Source organism: Pseudomonas sp. C321, assembly GCF_055407105.1.
Genome location: NZ_JBUZRB010000005.1, coordinates 158,062 through 174,996, shown reverse-complemented (window position 1 = coordinate 174,996; position 16,935 = coordinate 158,062). Strand labels below are relative to the sequence as shown.

Sequence of the window (16,935 nt, the reverse complement as noted above, 5' to 3'; positions counted from 1 at the left end):
ATGCTCGATTCCAAACTGTTACGTAGCAACCTTCAGGACGTAGCGGACCGCCTGGCATCCCGTGGCTTTGCCCTGGATGTTGCGCGCATCGAAGCGCTGGAAGAACAGCGCAAGACCGTCCAGACCCGCACCGAAGCACTGCAGGCTGAGCGTAATGCGCGTTCCAAATCCATCGGTCAGGCCAAGCAGCGTGGCGAAGACATCGCGCCGTTGATGGCAGATGTCGAGCGCATGGCGGGTGAACTGGCCAGCGGTAAAGTGGAGCTGGACGCGATTCAGACCGAGCTGGATTCGATCCTGCTGGGCATCCCTAACCTGCCGCACGAGTCGGTGCCGGTCGGTGCCGACGAAGACGGCAACGTCGAAGTGCGCCGCTGGGGCACACCGAAGGCCTTTGATTTCGAGGTCAAGGACCACGTCGCCCTCGGCGAACTGAGTGGCGGCCTGGATTTCGAAACCGCCGCCAAGCTGTCCGGCGCCCGTTTTGCCTTGCTGCGTGGCCCGATTGCCCGTATGCACCGTGCCCTGGCGCAGTTCATGGTCAACCTGCACACCGGCGAACACGGCTACGAAGAGGCCTACACGCCTTACCTGGTACAGGCGCCGGCGTTGGTTGGTACCAGCCAGTTGCCCAAGTTCGAGGAGGACCTGTTCAAGATCAGCCGCGAAGGCGAAGCCGATCTGTACCTGATCCCTACCGCCGAAGTGTCGCTGACCAACATCGTCGCCGGGGAAATTCTCGACGCCAAGCAGTTGCCATTGAAGTTCGTCGCCCACACGCCGTGCTTTCGTAGCGAGGCCGGTGCATCCGGTCGCGATACTCGCGGCATGATCCGCCAGCACCAGTTCGACAAGGTAGAGATGGTACAGATCGTCGAGCCGTCGACCTCCATGCAAGCCCTGGAAGGCCTGACTGCCAACGCCGAGCGTGTCCTGCAATTGCTGGAACTGCCGTATCGAGTGCTGGCGCTATGCACCGGCGACATGGGTTTCAGCGCGGTCAAGACTTACGACCTGGAAGTCTGGGTGCCGAGCCAGGACAAGTACCGCGAGATTTCGTCGTGCTCCAACTGTGGTGATTTCCAGGCCCGTCGCATGCAGGCGCGTTTCCGCAATCCGGAAACCGGCAAGCCGGAACTGGTCCACACCTTGAACGGTTCTGGTCTGGCAGTGGGTCGGGCCTTGGTCGCGGTGCTGGAAAACTACCAGCAAGCCGACGGTTCGATTCGTGTGCCAGATGTGCTCAAGCCGTACATGGCGGGCATTGAGGTCATCGGCTAAATGGAATTTCTGCCGCTGTTTCATAACCTGCGCGGCAGTCGTGTGTTGGTCGTCGGTGGCGGGGAGATTGCCTTGCGCAAATCCCGGCTGCTGGCCGACGCCGGCGCGTTGTTGCGGGTGGTTGCTCCCCAGATTGAAGACCAGTTGCGTGAACTGGTGCAGGGCAGTGGCGGAGAACTGATTGTGCGCGGTTATCAGGAAGTGGACCTTGATGGTTGCACCCTGATCATCGCGGCTACGGATGACGAACCGCTGAACGCGCAAGTATCCAGTGATGCCCGGCGCCGTTGTGTGCCGGTCAATGTGGTGGATGCACCTGCCTTGTGCAGCGTGATCTTCCCGGCGATTGTCGATCGTTCACCTTTGGTGATTGCTGTCTCCAGTGGCGGCGATGCGCCAGTGCTGGCGAGGTTGATCCGAGCCAAGCTGGAAACCTGGATTCCGTCGACTTATGGCCAGCTGGCCGGGTTGGCTGCGCGCTTTCGCACCCAGGTCAAAGGCTTGTTTGCGGACGTGCAGCAACGTCGGGCGTTCTGGGAGGAAGTCTTTCAGGGGCCAATCGCGGATCGGCAGCTGGCCGGGCAGGGTGCCGAAGCCGAGCGGCTGCTGGTGGACAAGATCAACGGTGCGCCGCCTCATGCGCCGGGTGAGGTTTATCTGGTGGGCGCAGGCCCTGGTGATCCGGACCTGCTGACCTTCCGTGCCTTGCGCTTGATGCAGCAAGCCGATGTGGTGCTGTATGACCGTCTGGTGGCGCCGGCGATTCTTGAACTGTGTCGCCGTGATGCCGAGCGGGTTTACGTTGGCAAGCGTCGTGCCGATCACGCTGTGCCTCAGGACCAGATCAACCAGCAACTGGTGGACCTTGCCAAGCAGGGCAAGCGTGTATTGCGACTCAAGGGTGGCGATCCGTTCATCTTCGGCCGTGGTGGCGAAGAGATCGAAGAACTGGCGGCCCATGGCATCCCGTTCCAGGTCGTGCCAGGTATTACTGCGGCCAGTGGTTGTGCTGCGTATGCCGGTATTCCGCTGACTCACCGCGACTATGCGCAATCAGTTCGCTTCATTACCGGGCACTTGAAGGACGGTACGTCGGACCTGCCCTGGAGTGATCTGGTGGGGCCATCACAGACCCTGGTGTTCTACATGGGCTTGATTGGTTTGCCGATCATCTGCGAACAGCTGATCCAGCATGGGCGTTCGGCGGATACGCCGGCGGCGTTGATCCAGCAGGGCACTACGTCCAACCAGCGGGTGTTCACGGGCACGCTGGCTGACCTGCCACGCATGGTGGCGGAGCATGAGGTTCATGCGCCGACACTGGTGATTGTCGGGGAAGTGGTGCTGCTGCGTGAGAAGCTGAAGTGGTTTGAAGGCGCTCAGTCGCAAGTCTAGGTGTGGGAGCGAGCTTGCTCGCTCCTACAGTGATTAAGCCCAAACCCTTTTTGCGCTCAATCTCTCCCGATCATGCTTCGCATCAAACGCCTGCAACGGCCCCTTCGGTACAATCCCCGTCGGATTAATCGTCCGGTGACTGGCGTAGTAGTGCCCCTTGATGTGAGCAAAATCCACCGTCTCGGCAATCCCCGGCCACTGATACAGCTCTCTTAGCCAATTCGACAAATTCGGATAATCGGCAATCCGCCGCAGGTTGCATTTGAAGTGGCTGTAGTACACCGCATCAAACCGAATCATCGTGGTGAACAGGCGCACATCAGCTTCGGTGAGGTATTTGCCGGCGAGGTAGCGATTCTCACCCAGGTGCTGCTCCAGTCGATCCAGCTCGGCAAACACATCGTCGAAAGCCGCCTCATAGGCATTTTGCGACGTGGCAAAGCCTGCGCGGTAGACTCCATTGTTCACGGCGGGGTAGATCCGATCGTTCAGTGCATCGATGGTTGAGCGCAGCGCCTCGGGATAGAAGTCCAGTTCGTTACCCGTCAGCCCATTAAACGCACTGTTGAACATGCGGATGATCTCCGCCGATTCATTGCTGACAATCTGCTTCAGCTTCTTGTCCCATAGCACTGGCACGGTGACGCGTCCTGTGTAACTGGCCGTATCGGCGGTGTAGCGCTGATGCATGTAGGTGAAATCGTCGAGCTTGTCGCCGCTGGAGCCATGAGCCTTGTCGAAGGTCCAGCCGTTCTCCAGCATCAGCCAACTGACCACCGAGACGTCGATCAGGCTTTCCAGGCCCTTGAGTTTGCGCAGGATCAGTGTGCGGTGTGCCCAGGGGCAGGCAAGGGAAACGTACAAGTGGTAGCGACCCGCTTCGGCAGCGAAGCCACCATCGCCGGTAGGGCCGGGCTGACCGTCGGCGGTTACCCAGTTGCGGCGTTGCGCCTGTTCCCGTTGGAAGGCGCCATCTGCGCTACTTTCGTACCACTGGTCATGCCAGCGTCCTTCGATCAGCAAACCCATGACTGACTCCTTGGCTAATAAGCGTTGGAGTCCAGTCTAAAGGTCTGAGTTCGAACAAATAGCGCAAAGGCTGGGGGTTAATGATCGACTAAATCGATTTGTCCCGGGCGTCCCAGTACTGCTGGGCCAGCTCGAACGCCTGTTCCCGTGGGTGGCCAAGGCCGCGCAACGCCAGAGCCATGGTGGCTATTAAGGCCAGTTGCGGATAGCTGTCCTCTACCTCGCCGCGCCACAGCGCCTTCAGATGCTCGGGGTCGAGGGTCGCCGGCTTGACGTGGCGCTGGGGGGAGAGGGCGGGCCACTCTTCATCCCAGTTTTCGCCGCCGGTGGTGCCGTACAAGTGGCTGATCGTGTCCGGGTTGATCTCGATCTCGCCGCCATCGCCCTTGATCACGATGGTATTGTCGCCGAGCAGGCCGCTGGCATCGCGATGCACACCCTGATAGCCCGGATGGAAGATGCTTTGCAGGCCGCAGCGAGCGTTCAACGGATTGAGGATGCGCGCCAGGGAGTGGATTGGTGAACGCAGGCCCAGCGTGTTGCGTAGATCGATCATGCGCTGCAGCTGCGGCGCCCAGTCGTCCAGGGGCATAAAGGCCAGGTTGCCCTGTTCAAGGGCGGTCTCGACTTGCTGCCAAGTGCGGCACAGCGGGATCTGCAAGCCTTCCAGCAACTGCTCGGTGTAGAGCCGACCCGCTGTATGAGCGCCGCCGCCATGCATAAAAATGCGCACGCCGTTTTGTGCCAGGCACTTGGCCGCCAGCAGGTACCAGGGCAGGTGGCGTTTTTTCCCGGCATAGGTAGGCCAGTCAACATCTACTTGTAAGGCAGGGGCGTTGAGTCGTTCGCGTACCGCTTCGGTAAAGCCGGCGAGCTCTTCCGGGCTTTCTTCCTTGTGCCGCAACAGCATCAGGAACGCACCGAGCTGGGTGTCTTCGACTTTTTCATCGAGCAGCATACCCATGGCTTCCCGCGCTTCTTCGCGGGTCAGGCTGCGGGCGCCACGTTTGCCCTTGCCCAGGATGCGCACGAACGGCGCAAACGGATGCTCGGCAGGCGTTTCGGTGATCAGCGGGGAAAAATCGGTCATAAGCAATTCGTCGGCCTGGGCAGGCCCGCCAGCTTGGCGGCGAGTTTGGCGGGAGTGCCTTTAAACAGTCGGTTAAGGTGCAGGCTGTTGCCTTTTTCCGGGCCCAGCTTCAAGGCGGTGTACTTGATCAGCGGGCGGGTGGCGGGCGACAGCTGGAACTCTTGATAAAAACCACGCAGCACGTTGAGGATTTCCCAGTGTTCAGGGGTCAACTCAAGCGCTTCGGCGGCGGCCAGGGTGTTGGCCACCTCGATTGACCAATCGCTCAGGTCAACCAGGTAGCCGTCCTTGTCCAGCTCAAGGGTGTGTTCGCCCACGGTCAGGGTGTTCATAGCCAGGTGTTGACCTTGTCATGGTCGATCGACAGTTGGACAAAAGCCGGATAATCGACACTTTTGGCCCAGTCTGGTACGGGCAGGCCGCGAGCCTGGCTGTCTTCGACGAGGACAAATACCTTTAGCGACTTGGCTTGCAGGGCCTCAAAGGGTGCGCTGCCGGCCTGCAGGGCATAGGCTGCGTCACCGCACAGCAGGATCGCGTCCTGGACGCCACAAAGGCGCAGGCAGCTGTCCAGGCGACTATCGGTAAAAGGCGAGTGGGACACTACATGTAAGGTCGACATCAGAGGGTAATCACCTGACTGTAACGGTCAATCATCCGGGAAATCTCTTCGCTGTTCAGCGGCTGCGCACTGCCGGCAGATGTTAGTCCACGTTCGGCAAGGCTCTGGCTGCACGCGAACACCTCATCAATGCCAAACAGAGACAGCGCTTGCAGATTGGCGCTGAGGTCTTTCTGCTGCACGGCTTTGGCGTCCTGGCCCGTTGCCAGTTGAAACACTCCGTCATCCAGAAACAGCAGGCCAATTGGCAAATCAAACGCGCCACCGGCCAGAACAATATCCAGCGCTTCCCGCGCGCTCGGCCCGGACCACGGCGCCTGACGGCTGATAACCAGTAAGGATTTAGACATCTTATGGGCCTCCAAAACAGATCAGGCGGTCGGCGTCCTGCACGGCGTCGTGCAACTGCCCAAGGCCCGATAACGCCCAAGGTGCATCCAGACTCACCGCGCTACGTTGATAGCGCGAAGCCTCTTCGGCGTTCAGCACCCCGCGACGCAAAGCTGCGGCGATGCACACCACGCCATCCAATTGGTGTTCACTGACAAACGTCCGCCATTGCTGGGCGATGTCCTGCTCATCCTGCGGTGTCACAACCGAGTTGGACGCGCTGTAGACGCCATCCTGATAAAAAAACAGCCGCACAATCTCATGCCCACCAGCCAGCGCCGCTTGGGCGAACAGCAGGGCGCGGCGCGAGGAGGGCGCATGGGCGGCGGAGAAAAGCGCAATCGCGAACTTCATGGAACACTCTTTATGGAACAGACTGTCGGCAAACCTGGGCCAATGATAAAGCCGCAGACAACAAAAAGCCCGCCGAAGCGGGCTTTTTGCATGAGGCTACGATCAGTCGTCGCGGCTCATGATGCCGAAGATCTGCAACAGGCTGATAAACAGGTTGTAGATCGATACATACAGGCTGATGGTCGCCATGATGTAGTTACGCTCGCCGCCATGGATGATGGCGCTGGTCTGGAACAGAATGCAGACCGAGGAAAACAGCACAAAACCCGCGCTGATTGCCAATTGCAGGCCGCTGATCTGGAAGAACATGCTCGCCAGCACCGCCGCCAGCAACACGAAGAAGCCAGCAGTGATGAAACCACCAAGGAAACTCATGTCCTTACGGGTAATCAGTACATAGGCCGACAGACCACCAAACACCAGTGCGGTCATGGCAAACGCCGAGCTGACCACTTCCGCGCCGCCCTGCATGCCGAGGTAGCGGTTAAGGATCGGGCCCAGCAGGAAACCCATGAAACCGGTCAAGGCAAACGCCGACACCAGGCCCCAGGCCGAGTCACGCAGCTTGTTGGTCAGGAAAAACAGACCATAGAAGCCGATCAGTACCACAAAGATATTCGGGTAGCCGACGCGCATTTGCTGGGCCACGAACGCCATCACGCCGCTAAACGCGAGGGTGAGAGCGAGCAAGCCGTATGTGTTGCGCAGGACGCGGCTAACCTCTAGCTGCTCAGCCTGCACGTTGCTATTAACTGCGTAATCCTGTTCGCGCATGGCGACACTCCTTCAGTTTTGAAACGTTCAGTCGCAAAGATCATAACAGACGTCCTGTAACAAGCTACGCAGAGAGTTTGACAGTGTGTTTCATTCGGGTATTATGGCGCCCGCTGAGACAGGATGGACTACTATAATCCTGTGTTGCATAAGGGAAATTGGCAGAGTGGTTGAATGCACCGGTCTTGAAAACCGGCGAACGTTAATAGCGTTCCCAGGGTTCGAATCCCTGGTTTCCCGCCAAGATTCATACGAAAGCCCCGTTAATGCGGGGCTTTTGTGTTTCTGGGGTTTGGGTAGAGAGAGGCGGTTTTCGGTAGGCGTTCCATAACTATTGGGAAGGTGTTCCACAACTATCCTATTTTGATGGCTTTGCGGTAGCACCGATTCTCCTGTAAACCCGCTTGGTAATTTCTTGTTTGCTATGCCCCAGCAATAGGCTTGCATCGCCAATATCGATGATTTCCGAGGCCGCCTTAGGCCTGATGTCGCGAAACTGAAACCCACCAATCTTGGCCGCGAGCATGGGGTCGCCCTGGTTGATTGCTTTTTGCCGAGCCTTTTCCCTTGCCCTTTCCCAGCGTAAGCGCAACATTCCTTTCGTCATTCTTTTTCCGTGTCTGTTGATGAGTAGGTACTTAGAAGGGTGGTTGGAATTCCTTTCTGCAATCTCCCTCACCAAGTTCCCCAAGCTGTTTTCCCCTGCCTCTGTGCGCATCAGTATCCTGAGCTTCTGCCCGGTCTTTCCCTGCGTCACCAGGAAGTAGTCACCCTCGATATCGTCCATGCGCATGATCAGCACGTCCGCCGGGCGCTGCCCGGTCAAGTAACCCAGGTCCATGGCTTCCTTGAGTTCCTGCTCTGCAACTGCGTAGACCGCATCCCAGACGGCTGCATTGGCGTAATAGTCGCGCGGTGTTTCCTTGTTCTTCCGGATGCCCTGGCATGGGTTCTCCCGCTCGGTGAGCCCCCACTCCCTGGCCATGTTGAACACGTGGGACAGGAGAGCGATCTCCCGGGTGGCGCGAACTTTTGCTGATTTCGTAGAAGGTCTTGGTGCGCTCGGCGAGCTTCCTGATCATCGCCGTCGCGGTAGGCTCGGCACGCAGGTGACCGGGCAGTTAACGACAAGCTGTCGTGGCGCTGGTTGTTCAGCCCTCGCGAACCCTTACCATTGGGTTGAGTTCATTCAGGAATGGAGAAAGCCGCAGTTGCAGCTTCTTAACGTGTTCGGCCTGCTGGTCGATCAAGCTGCGAATGTCTTTCACTCTGTAGAACTGCATCAACTGCTGAACCTCGGCATCGGGCAAGCGCTCGACGGCGGTGTTGCCCGCTGCCTGGTACGACATCACTAATTGGGACAACGATGGCAAGCCGGAATCAACCCGGTACCGGTGGCGTTCGTCGATTCGCAAGGCGTTGGATGATCAGGTGAATGAGGCGCTTACCGCTGCTCAGGAACTGTTTGATGCCGAGGGACTTATCGAAAGTTGCGCGGCGTAGCAAATAGCCATTGCAATGAGTGAGAAAGTGAGAGAGTATTTGCCCATTATGTCGATCTTGCGCGTTAGGGGTTGGCACTGCAAAGCCCGGCTTATATGTCGGGCTTTTTATTGCGCTCAGTTTGTGCAAGGTCGAAAATAGAGCTTCCGACTATAAACTGGGAGAGCGTCATGGTTTTGCGTGGCATGGCACAGATGCATGTCGACGACTTGGCGGAACGGTTCAAGAAGTTGGTTGTAGGGCAGGCCGGCAACGCGGATATTCAGTTTGCGTGGGTTGTTTTTTATCAGGCCCGAATGTTCGGGGCTTATTCAACGGCGGAGCTTGCGCTGCAGAAAATAACGGACATTGAGCACTGCATTAGCATCGACGAGGCCCCAGTCCCTCAAGCCTCAAACGACTAAAGTTTTCATTAAGCCCCGCCTAGAACGGGGCTTTTTGCTTTTCGCCGTTCGTCTAGTGTTCGGCACTCACTGGAACCTGCCGACTCTCATGTTTAAGCGCGGATATTCCGAGCGTTAGAACGGAGAGCCAGCATGGAAATCAGTGAGAAAGCCCCTGGGAACATTTCACAGCAGGAAGTGACCCGCGGGACAGATAACGAAACAGGGCACGATCCGAAGCGTGATATGGATGCAATCCCTCTGCCGCCGGATGACGAAGCGCCTCTTGAAGAAGACATGTCGGATGTCGAGGCTGCCGATTCAGTAGCGAGCGAACATCCAGACAACTGACACACAGCTCAGCTAAAAACCCGGCCGCCGAGTCGGGTTTTTTGCGTCTCCAGTTTCCCAGACCCTCAGAGCCTCTGACTCGTCACGCTGATGAGGGCCCCATTCAGGGCCTCGACATTGATCGAGGCCTTTTCGCTTTCGGCCCCACCACACCCATCGCTATGGCTGGGAGTGCTGTTGGGGCTGATTCAATTCAAGTCATGCCCCACGGAGTCGAGCGCATGGAGTATCTACAGCGCCTGCTCGACAAAATCGACAGGTTTGAATTGCTGATCGCAGGCCTGATTGCTTTGTGGGCGGCCTGGTGCGTACTGAGTGGGAAGGTGAGGGACGGCATCCTCGGCAAGCTGATCTACTCGACTATCGCCATCACCGGTTTCGTTGTGATGGTGCGTAGCCAGAACATCTTCTTCGGCCCGACCACTGCCGGCCTGACGCTGCATGTATCTCTGGCCCTTGCAGGCGCCCGGCACATCTTCATGGTCACGTACTGGCAGCGGGTGAAGGTCTGGCTGTGCCGGACGCTGACGCGAAACCTTCAACGCCATCAACGCCCCCTGCATTAAGTACCTCTAGGGCCTAGCGCTCTGCTAATCGCATTGATATGGGTGATGTTGATGCCGGCGCTGCACCGGATAGCCGGACAGCATGCTTGTGGACTCAAGACTACTTGCGGAAGAACAAGGTGATCTGGCCTACCTCCACCCCGAACTTGGTCATGAACGAGCGATTGATCATGGTGTTTTTGTCCATTAGGTACATCCAGTCGTCCAACTGAACCTGATATTCCTTTCCATCCACCGGCAGGCTCAGCACATATCTCCAGCGCAGTGTATTGCCTGCCACCTCACCAAGCGCCTCGCCTACCACGTCGCCAGCGGTTCCGCTCCATTGGCTAGAACCAACTGGAGTTAGCGTCCACACCCGTTTTTGCTTAGTACCATCGCTATAAGTAAATGACTCGTCGAGGATCAGCCTGCTACCTTCGGAATGGCCATTGATCTCCACGTGGAAGCGCTTAGTGACCTCACCAGAACGATTTTGAAACATACCCCAGGCTTCGACCCGCCCCTCGAAGAATTCTCGCAACTCAAGCGTGGGCTTCTCATGATTGTAGGTGTGCACATCCACCCGACTGCAACTTGCAAGGCCAATGCATAGCAGCAGTATCCATATCTTCAACATGTGCATTTCCTCAACGGTCTCAGGGTTTAGCTACACCCAACAATTGGGCGCGTAGCTCCGGGTTGCGTGTTCGGGGGTCAAGCCAGATGGAAAAAAAGGCTTTGGCGAACGCATCATCCCTAACTACATGCTGTAGGTTCTCGCCGAAGTAAAAACGTGCGCCCTCTCCAGGCATATAGACTCCGGTGATGCGGTCACCGGCGCGCACATCGACAAACGCCTGCTGCATCTCCCACTCCCAGCGGGCCATCAGCGTTGAATTCAGGGAGTTGGGTGAAAGGCGACGCATTTCCTTGATGCTGGCCTCAACCATATCATCGCGACTAATAGCGCGACTGTAGGTCAGCTCTAGCGCAAAAGGCACATCCGCATCCAGCGGTTCACGGGCAGTCAGGCGAGGGCTCCAGAATTGCGCGTTGTAGATAGAGAAACCGAACACGCGCATCTCCCCGCTACCCAACCGACGAGCATCGGGTAACGCCTCGCGCCAATCAGCAAATAGATCTGCACTTGGGAGCATCAAAACAAGACAGATAAGGTGGCGGATTAAGCGGTCCGTCTGCATAGCCATGCAAAGACCTCGTTAAGACTCAATAGACGCCTTTAAAAGTTATACCAAATTATTATTTTGTACAGCTAATACCTCAAAACCGGACTCTCCCCTTAAAACGGGCTCGCCAGAAGCGATTCAACGTCCATGTTCGACCGTAGTGGATCGACGTTGCGTGGACGGCTTCGCATTGACATTCCCACTGCATTTGCCCAGCACAGTTTCGTGGAAAGCCTGAGAAGATTTACGGAGGCATTTCCCGAAATCGAGCTTGCGCTGGGCGTGACGGACCGCAGGGTAGATCTCGTAGCCGAGGGCATCGATTGTGCACTGCGAATTGGCGAACTCCCGGACTCAAGCATGGTAGCGAGAGAAATTGGCACCGCCACCATGGTGACCTGTGCATCTGCAGGTTATCTCCAGGCGTGTGGGGTACCCAAAACCCCACAAGATCTAAAAGATCACCGATGCGTCAGCTTCATCTCCGGTCAAAATAACAGACCGCTGCCTTGGCATTTCTCGGTGAACGGCGAAGATCGTCCTCATACGCCTCATGGAGGTATCACCGTGAATCAGCCGAATGCCTACGTGCAATGCGGTGTTGCAGGTTTCGGCATTGTTCAAGCTCCGGGAATCACTGTTGAGACATTCCTCGCAACAGGAGATTTGGTTGAAAGAGCATTTCCCCGTGCTACACCCCAACTGGTTCAATGCTTATTAAACTGCGCACGTAGGCTGATTCGACGGTGAATAATTAAGGCTGAAAAGAGAGCAGAGACAGGTTCTGTTCGTAAGGCGTGTTGGACAGTTAATCGGAAATAACAGTCCTGTTTCTTCCGCTGGATTTGGCGATATAGAGTGCCTTGTCAGCAATGTCGACCAGGTCTTTAGGCGTCTCAGTCATTGTGCCTGACAATGCGCTAATGCCAATGCTAATGGTCACTACTCCCATAGGAGATTCAGTGTGTTGAATTGCATTTCGCTCTAATTCAGTTCGAATTTTTTCGGCTACGAGGAAGGCGCCAACGTAATCTGTGCCTGGAAGTACGATGGCAAATTCTTCTCCGCCGTATCTTGCAGCAAGATCACCTGCTCGAGTGACATTCTTTTTTATTATGGTGCTCACGATTTTGAGGCATTCATCGCCTTGTACGTGACCGTAATGGTCATTGTACTTTTTGAAAAAATCCACATCGATCATGATGAGTGCTGTGTCATCTGATTTTCGGTTTTTTCTGCTGATTTCGGCTTCGATAAAAAAGTCGAATTGACGGCGATTGGAAAGTCCCGTTAATCCATCTTCAAGAGCAAGTAGGCCAAGAGCTTTGTTAGCTTCGATATAAGTTTTTTGTGAGAGCTGTAATTCTTTTTGTGCCTGGATTTGTTGGCTCATGAGTTTTATTAGTCGATATCCCAGAAGGCTCAGTACCACCAATAATAGGGATGATATAAATATGCTATCGAGGGACTCGCTACGCCAATTCGCAAGTATTTCATTTTTATCAAATGCAGTAATAACTACAAGGGGGTAACCATTGATGCGGCGAAAGCTGACGACTCGCTCTACGGCATCGACAACTGATTTTGTTGTTGCGGCTCCCGAATTTACCGAAGGGACTAATAGGGAGAACACTTGTCCGTTTGAGATGTCCGTGCCGACGTCAGCGTCACGAAACGGTTTGCGGACTAAAATTTTCCCCGTTGAGGATGCAAGGTTAATAATGCCATTGTTCCCCATGTCTATGTCATCGTAAAGGGTGATGAAATATTTAAGATAAATCGTAGCTATCGTGACACCGGCAAAGCTGCCGTCAGGATGATTGATTCGTCGCGATACTGTTGTGATCCATTCGTTTGTTGATCGGCTGCGTATAGATGGGCCAATGAAAGTGGTCGGGTCGGTGTGGTCGCGGTGGTAAATAAAATAATCGCGGTCTGAGTTGTTTGCGCCCGCTGGTATTATACCGTTTGAGTTAAACAGCCAGCTCCCATGCTCGTCATAAATAAAGAAACCATGTATTTGAGGTAGGTGTTTTTGTTGTATTTTTAGTATCCCTCCCAGGCTTTTTAAATTCTCCGCGCTGGTACCTTCTGCTTCCAGCTGTTCCTTGACCCCTAAAATCACTATGTCAGCTTCAGTTAGAGTAGACCCTATACTGGATGACAAGGTCTTGGAAAGATTTGACATCTCGGTTGTTTTGTTGTGTAGGTGCCTCTCTAGAGAGCTAAAAACGCCCCAAATACTTATCACTATCAGTGAGAGGCATACTGCGGCAATAAAGAGGACGATATGACTGACTTTGAGTTTGGCATTAGCCCATTCGACGTGAAAAATGGTGGTGATTTTTTTTAACATAAAATCCTCCATGCTTCCTTTCTAATAATTTTGAGCATATCCGATTTTTTCTGAGGAAAATTTTTTAAAAAAAGTGGCGGGTGGATTAGTTGGGTGGGTTGTATTCGGCCTACATGCGGCCTTAGTGTGGCGAATTGGACGGTAGATTCATGATCCCAGGAGGCTGAAGGTATTTATCGACCGCCAGAATCGCCCAGGGCTGATCAGCAAGAACAATCGTGCCTTCGTCAGCCCGAGTGAATGCCAGGCTGAGTTCGATGCGCAGTCGTGTAACACGCCACAACGCCACGGCCCGTCCGCCCAACACTGAGGGGCGCGCTCGTGAGGTCGGTGTGTCATGTTGCCACTGGTGCTGATCGGCGCGCTCGTTGGCGCGGCCGTAGATTGAGTCCCGCTCAATCGAAACGAAACGAGGCGCCGTAGGCCGAGCCTGGCAGGCGATCACCGCCATCGACGCTGAGGCGCGAGCGCAACGTGCCGCCCTGCGGTCCGCTGCGATACAGCCCGCGCTTTTGCAGCGCCGGGATCACCCATTCGACAAAGTCATCGAGTGAACCGGGACTGATCAGCGGGTTAAGCATGTAGCCACTGGTGCCGGAGATTCTTGCGTGTTCCTCGATCTGTGCCGCCACCTGTTCCGGTGTGCCGACCAGGATCAGGTCGCTGCCGCGGGTCACGTTGGCGAAGCGTTGCCTGACCTCGCCGGCGGTCAGCGGCTTGCCGCTGCCATCGGGTTTCATGACGTAGGAGGTCATGCCTTCGGTATGGGTGGACAGCGCCTCATTGTCGGCATAGCGACTGATATCAATGCCGGTGTCGCCCGCATAGCTCACCAATTGCGCTTGCAGGTGATAGTTGCTTTGCAGGGTTTCGTACTTTTTCTGTGCCTCGATGGCGGTGGCGGCGGTGACGATCCGTAGTACGGTCAGCGACTTGACGTCCTCTGCCCTGCGACCACGGGCTTGGGCCTGGCGCCAGATATCTTCCAGCCCCGCGCGTATTTCCAGTGGGTTGGATTTGGCGATAAACACCAGCTCTGCGTGCTTGGCAGCGAACTGACGCCCCCGCGCTGACCAGCCCGCCTGGATCAGCAGCGGTGTGCGTTGCGGCGAGGGTGATGTCAGGTGCGGCCCGGCCACCCGATAATGCTCGCCGGCATGGTGGATGGGCCGCACCCGTGAGCCATTGGCATAGGTCTGTGTGAGCTTGTCGGCCACCACAGCATCATCGGCCCAGCTGCCTTCCCAGAGTTTGTACACCACGTCGAGAAACTCTTCGGCGCGCTCGTAGCGGTCGTCGTGCTTGATCATTTGCTCAAGACCAAAGTTGCGCGCGGCGCTGGACAGATAAGACGTGACGATGTTCCAGCCGATGCGCCCATCGGACAAATGATCCAGGGTGCTGAAGCGTCGGGCATGAGTAAACGGATGTTCGTAGCTGGTGGTGACGGTGACGCCGAAGGCCAGCTTTTCGGTCAGGGCAACCAGTGCGGGAATGATCGTCAGCGGATCGTTGGCCGGCGCCTCGACGGCCCACTTCAGCGCCATCGCTTCGCTGGCGCCGAACACGTCGTAGAACCCCAGGACGTCGCCGAAGAACATCAGGTCGAGATTGGCTTCATCAGCGGTGCGTGCCAGGTTTGACCAGTATTTCAGGGTGTTGATGCCCAGTCTTTCGTCGGCCGGATGGGTCCACAAGCTGGGCGCGCCGCCGCAGCCGACACTGGCTTGTTCGTAGAGTCCGAATAACAGCGGTTTTGGATCTGACATGGTGCTTCCTGCATGCAAAGTGTGGGCGATGCACTATCGCCCGTGAAGGTAGGCCTTGGCGTAGTGCCGTTCCAGTCGTGCCTGGATCAGCTCCAGGCCAATGGACATCAGCCAGTAGATGACGGCGGCGGTGGTGAGCATTTCGATGTAGCGATATGACGAGCGTCCGTAGGACTGCGCCAGGAACATCACCTCCCAGACCCCCATGACCGAGACGAGCGAAGAATCCTTGAGCATGGAAATGAATTGGCTGGTGGTCGGTGGAATGATGGTGCGCATCGCCTGGGGCAGGATGATCTGCCAGAACGTCACCGCCGGGCTCATGCCCAGGGCTGCCGCTGCCTGACGTTGGCCCGGCGAAACGCCGATGATGCCGGCGCGAAAGATCTCGCTCAGGTACGCCCCGTAATTGAGCGACAGCGCGATGATTCCGGCACTGATGGCGCCCGGAACCACGCCCAGCTGCGGCAGACCGAGGTAGATCAACAGAATCTGTATCAGCAGCGGCGTACCCCGAAAGAACGAGGCGTAGAAACTGGCAATGCCAAAAGCCACCGCGCTTTTCGACAGGCGCGCCAGGGCCGTGGCGAAGCCCAAGGCCAGGGACAGCCAGATCGAGCAAAAACACAAGAACAGCGTCAGCGCCGCACCTTGCACAAACCCGCTGGGTGACAAGTGCAGTCCCACCAGGTTCTGCCACTTGGCGGCAACAATCGCAAACTTCAGGTCGAAGCTCATGAACAGCCCGGCGAACAGGCACAGCATCACGCCCCAGGTCAGCCATAGGCGAACCTGGAATGACAGCCACTGACGCTTTATGGGCGGTGGTTTGAGCAGAGAGGGAGGTGTTGGAAATACACTCATTGGCTGATATCTGAACCGATCCATTTTTGAGAGATCTTTGCCAACGTGCCATCGCTTTTAAGCTCGGCCAGCACCTGCGTCAGCTTGGTGTCCCACTGCGGGTCACCTTTCTCGGTGGCCACCACGTTGGGCTCGGCGTAAAGCGCAGCACCGGTAATCTTGAAACGTGGGTCGTGATCAATACGCTCCTTGGCCGTCACCAGGTTGGTGACCATGGCATCCAGGCGTTTGCCAGTACCCAGAGCCAAATCCTGGAAGGCCACGGTTTCATTGTCATACGGCACGGCTTGAACGGTATTGAACGGGTAGTCGATAGGCGTATTGGCACCCTCGATGACTAGGTCCTTGTTCAGATAGGCCTCATAGGTCGATGCGCTGCCAACACCGACCTTTTTCCCGGAAAGGTCGGCAGCCGACTTGATCGATTGTTCGTCGGCGTTGACCACGACCACCGCCGGGGAGGCGTAATACTCGACCGGAAAGTTGAACACTTGTGCCCGTGCGGCGCTGGGGGTCATGGAACAGATACACACGTCATAACGGCCTTGCCAGCGTCCTGCCGCGATCACTTCCCAGGACGGCGTTTCCAACTTCAACTTGACCCCAAGTTTCTCGGCAACGGCCTTGGCAACATCGACGTCGAATCCATCCAGTTGGTTTTGTTCGTTGAGGAAAGAGAAGGGCGGGTAGTTCTCCATCAGTACGCCGATCAACTGTTTGGATTGGGTGATGCGGTCCAGCGTCGGCCCGGCAAATACTGCCGGGCTCGCCAATAGAAGGGCCAGGCCCAGGGGCACAACAGTGCGTAAATTCATATGGACACCAAGGCAAGTTAATAGGCGTTTTTTTATATTAAAACGCGATAACCGATTTATGTTTAATGATTTTATGTGCTGTTGAGTAGGGTTTTAGTTATATGTTTTTTAAACTGTTGCTCAGCCAACAGTGACCATAAGCAACCGATAAATACTGAGTGTGCATTTGTTAATTCGATTCTGGGCTTGGCGTGGGCTTGCGTGACCTGCCGATCAACCGGGTC

The 16,935-nt window shown here is 56.2% G+C and carries 19 protein-coding genes, 1 tRNA gene and 2 pseudogenes; 7 read left to right on the top strand and 15 right to left on the bottom strand.

Translation table 11 applies throughout. From position 1 onward, the window contains the following. Both serS and cysG read left to right on the top strand, forming a co-directional pair. On the top strand, positions 1 to 1,281 hold the full coding sequence (gene serS, locus ACZRJ6_RS16575; RefSeq protein WP_463969475.1) for a serine--tRNA ligase: 1,281 nt from the start codon (positions 1 to 3) through the stop codon (positions 1,279 to 1,281). Further along, on the top strand, positions 1,282 to 2,676 hold the full coding sequence (cysG, locus tag ACZRJ6_RS16570; RefSeq protein ID WP_463969476.1) for a siroheme synthase CysG: 1,395 nt from the start codon (positions 1,282 to 1,284) through the stop codon (positions 2,674 to 2,676). Between the two features lie 33 nt (positions 2,677 to 2,709). Here the strand turns inward: cysG and ACZRJ6_RS16565 are convergent, their stop codons facing one another. The 7 genes from ACZRJ6_RS16565 to ACZRJ6_RS16535 form a co-directional block, all read right to left on the bottom strand. After that, positions 2,710 to 3,705 carry a glutathione S-transferase family protein gene (locus ACZRJ6_RS16565; RefSeq protein ID WP_463969477.1) on the bottom strand — a complete coding sequence of 332 codons (996 nt, stop codon included), beginning with the start codon at positions 3,703 to 3,705 and terminating at the stop codon, positions 2,710 to 2,712. An 88-nt stretch (positions 3,706 to 3,793) separates the two neighbouring features. Further along, positions 3,794 to 4,795 carry a glycosyl transferase family protein gene (locus tag ACZRJ6_RS16560; protein WP_463969478.1) on the bottom strand — a complete coding sequence of 334 codons (1,002 nt, stop codon included), beginning with the start codon at positions 4,793 to 4,795 and terminating at the stop codon, positions 3,794 to 3,796. Continuing rightward, positions 4,792 to 5,127: a TusE/DsrC/DsvC family sulfur relay protein gene (locus ACZRJ6_RS16555; RefSeq protein ID WP_463969479.1), complete on the bottom strand. Its 336-nt coding sequence runs from the start codon at positions 5,125 to 5,127 to the stop codon at positions 4,792 to 4,794. The genes ACZRJ6_RS16560 and ACZRJ6_RS16555 overlap by 4 nt, the downstream gene beginning before the upstream one ends. After that, complete coding sequence (gene tusB / locus ACZRJ6_RS16550) at positions 5,124 to 5,417, bottom strand: sulfurtransferase complex subunit TusB (protein WP_463969480.1); 294 nt, start codon at positions 5,415 to 5,417, stop codon at positions 5,124 to 5,126. The genes ACZRJ6_RS16555 and tusB overlap by 4 nt, the downstream gene beginning before the upstream one ends. Continuing rightward, the gene (tusC, locus tag ACZRJ6_RS16545; RefSeq protein ID WP_463969481.1) at positions 5,417 to 5,767 is read right to left on the bottom strand and encodes a sulfurtransferase complex subunit TusC; all 351 of its coding nucleotides are present in this window, start codon (positions 5,765 to 5,767) and stop codon (positions 5,417 to 5,419) included. Before tusC ends, tusB begins: the two co-directional genes overlap by 1 nt. A gap of 1 nt (position 5,768) precedes the next feature. Further along, complete coding sequence (tusD, locus tag ACZRJ6_RS16540) at positions 5,769 to 6,161, bottom strand: sulfurtransferase complex subunit TusD (protein WP_463969482.1); 393 nt, start codon at positions 6,159 to 6,161, stop codon at positions 5,769 to 5,771. 102 nt (positions 6,162 to 6,263) lie between these two features. After that, positions 6,264 to 6,935 (bottom strand): Bax inhibitor-1/YccA family protein, encoded by a 672-nt coding sequence (locus ACZRJ6_RS16535; protein ID WP_133100215.1) that lies wholly within the window; start codon positions 6,933 to 6,935, stop codon positions 6,264 to 6,266. A gap of 152 nt (positions 6,936 to 7,087) precedes the next feature. Between ACZRJ6_RS16535 and ACZRJ6_RS16530 the strand changes: the two genes are divergently transcribed. Beyond that, positions 7,088 to 7,178: transfer RNA gene (locus ACZRJ6_RS16530), tRNA-Ser, on the top strand. 115 nt (positions 7,179 to 7,293) lie between these two features. Here the strand turns inward: ACZRJ6_RS16530 and ACZRJ6_RS16525 are convergent. Then, positions 7,294 to 7,977, bottom strand: a pseudogene (locus tag ACZRJ6_RS16525) (tyrosine-type recombinase/integrase); the annotation flags it as partial. 109 nt (positions 7,978 to 8,086) lie between these two features. Then, positions 8,087 to 8,308, bottom strand: coding sequence for a hypothetical protein (locus ACZRJ6_RS16520; RefSeq protein WP_463969483.1), 222 nt, complete (start codon positions 8,306 to 8,308; stop codon positions 8,087 to 8,089). A 300-nt stretch (positions 8,309 to 8,608) separates the two neighbouring features. On the opposite strand from ACZRJ6_RS16520, the gene ACZRJ6_RS16515 reads away from it, so the two are divergent. The 3 genes from ACZRJ6_RS16515 to ACZRJ6_RS16505 all read left to right on the top strand — a co-directional run bounded on the left by ACZRJ6_RS16515 (position 8,609) and on the right by ACZRJ6_RS16505 (position 9,738). After that, positions 8,609 to 8,842, top strand: a complete 234-nt coding sequence (locus ACZRJ6_RS16515) for a hypothetical protein (protein WP_463969484.1) — start codon at positions 8,609 to 8,611, stop codon at positions 8,840 to 8,842. A 132-nt stretch (positions 8,843 to 8,974) separates the two neighbouring features. Continuing rightward, on the top strand, positions 8,975 to 9,172 hold the full coding sequence (locus tag ACZRJ6_RS16510) for a hypothetical protein (protein WP_463969485.1): 198 nt from the start codon (positions 8,975 to 8,977) through the stop codon (positions 9,170 to 9,172). A gap of 221 nt (positions 9,173 to 9,393) precedes the next feature. Beyond that, positions 9,394 to 9,738 (top strand): hypothetical protein, encoded by a 345-nt coding sequence (locus ACZRJ6_RS16505; protein WP_463969486.1) that lies wholly within the window; start codon positions 9,394 to 9,396, stop codon positions 9,736 to 9,738. 100 nt (positions 9,739 to 9,838) lie between these two features. On the opposite strand, the gene ACZRJ6_RS16500 is transcribed toward ACZRJ6_RS16505, so the two are convergent. Both ACZRJ6_RS16500 and ACZRJ6_RS16495 read right to left on the bottom strand, forming a co-directional pair. Continuing rightward, positions 9,839 to 10,357, bottom strand: coding sequence for a DUF3833 domain-containing protein (locus ACZRJ6_RS16500; protein ID WP_463969487.1), 519 nt, complete (start codon positions 10,355 to 10,357; stop codon positions 9,839 to 9,841). Positions 10,358 to 10,376: 19 nt separating this feature from the next. After that, positions 10,377 to 10,928 (bottom strand): chalcone isomerase family protein, encoded by a 552-nt coding sequence (locus tag ACZRJ6_RS16495; RefSeq protein ID WP_463969488.1) that lies wholly within the window; start codon positions 10,926 to 10,928, stop codon positions 10,377 to 10,379. Between the two features lie 111 nt (positions 10,929 to 11,039). Between ACZRJ6_RS16495 and ACZRJ6_RS16490 the strand changes: the two are divergent. Beyond that, positions 11,040 to 11,582: pseudogene (locus tag ACZRJ6_RS16490) on the top strand (LysR substrate-binding domain-containing protein); the annotation flags it as partial. Between the two features lie 133 nt (positions 11,583 to 11,715). Here ACZRJ6_RS16490 and ACZRJ6_RS16485 read toward each other — a convergent pair. From ACZRJ6_RS16485 to ACZRJ6_RS16470, 4 genes are all read right to left on the bottom strand, one after another. Next, on the bottom strand, positions 11,716 to 13,263 hold the full coding sequence (locus ACZRJ6_RS16485) for a sensor domain-containing diguanylate cyclase (protein WP_463969489.1): 1,548 nt from the start codon (positions 13,261 to 13,263) through the stop codon (positions 11,716 to 11,718). Positions 13,264 to 13,658: 395 nt separating this feature from the next. Then, the gene (locus ACZRJ6_RS16480; RefSeq protein WP_463969490.1) at positions 13,659 to 15,032 is read right to left on the bottom strand and encodes an LLM class flavin-dependent oxidoreductase; all 1,374 of its coding nucleotides are present in this window, start codon (positions 15,030 to 15,032) and stop codon (positions 13,659 to 13,661) included. A 33-nt stretch (positions 15,033 to 15,065) separates the two neighbouring features. Next, positions 15,066 to 15,896 (bottom strand): amino acid ABC transporter permease, encoded by an 831-nt coding sequence (locus ACZRJ6_RS16475; RefSeq protein WP_463969491.1) that lies wholly within the window; start codon positions 15,894 to 15,896, stop codon positions 15,066 to 15,068. Next, positions 15,893 to 16,711, bottom strand: coding sequence for a transporter substrate-binding domain-containing protein (locus ACZRJ6_RS16470; protein WP_463969492.1), 819 nt, complete (start codon positions 16,709 to 16,711; stop codon positions 15,893 to 15,895). The genes ACZRJ6_RS16475 and ACZRJ6_RS16470 overlap by 4 nt, the downstream gene beginning before the upstream one ends. Positions 16,712 to 16,935 lie beyond the last annotated feature (224 nt).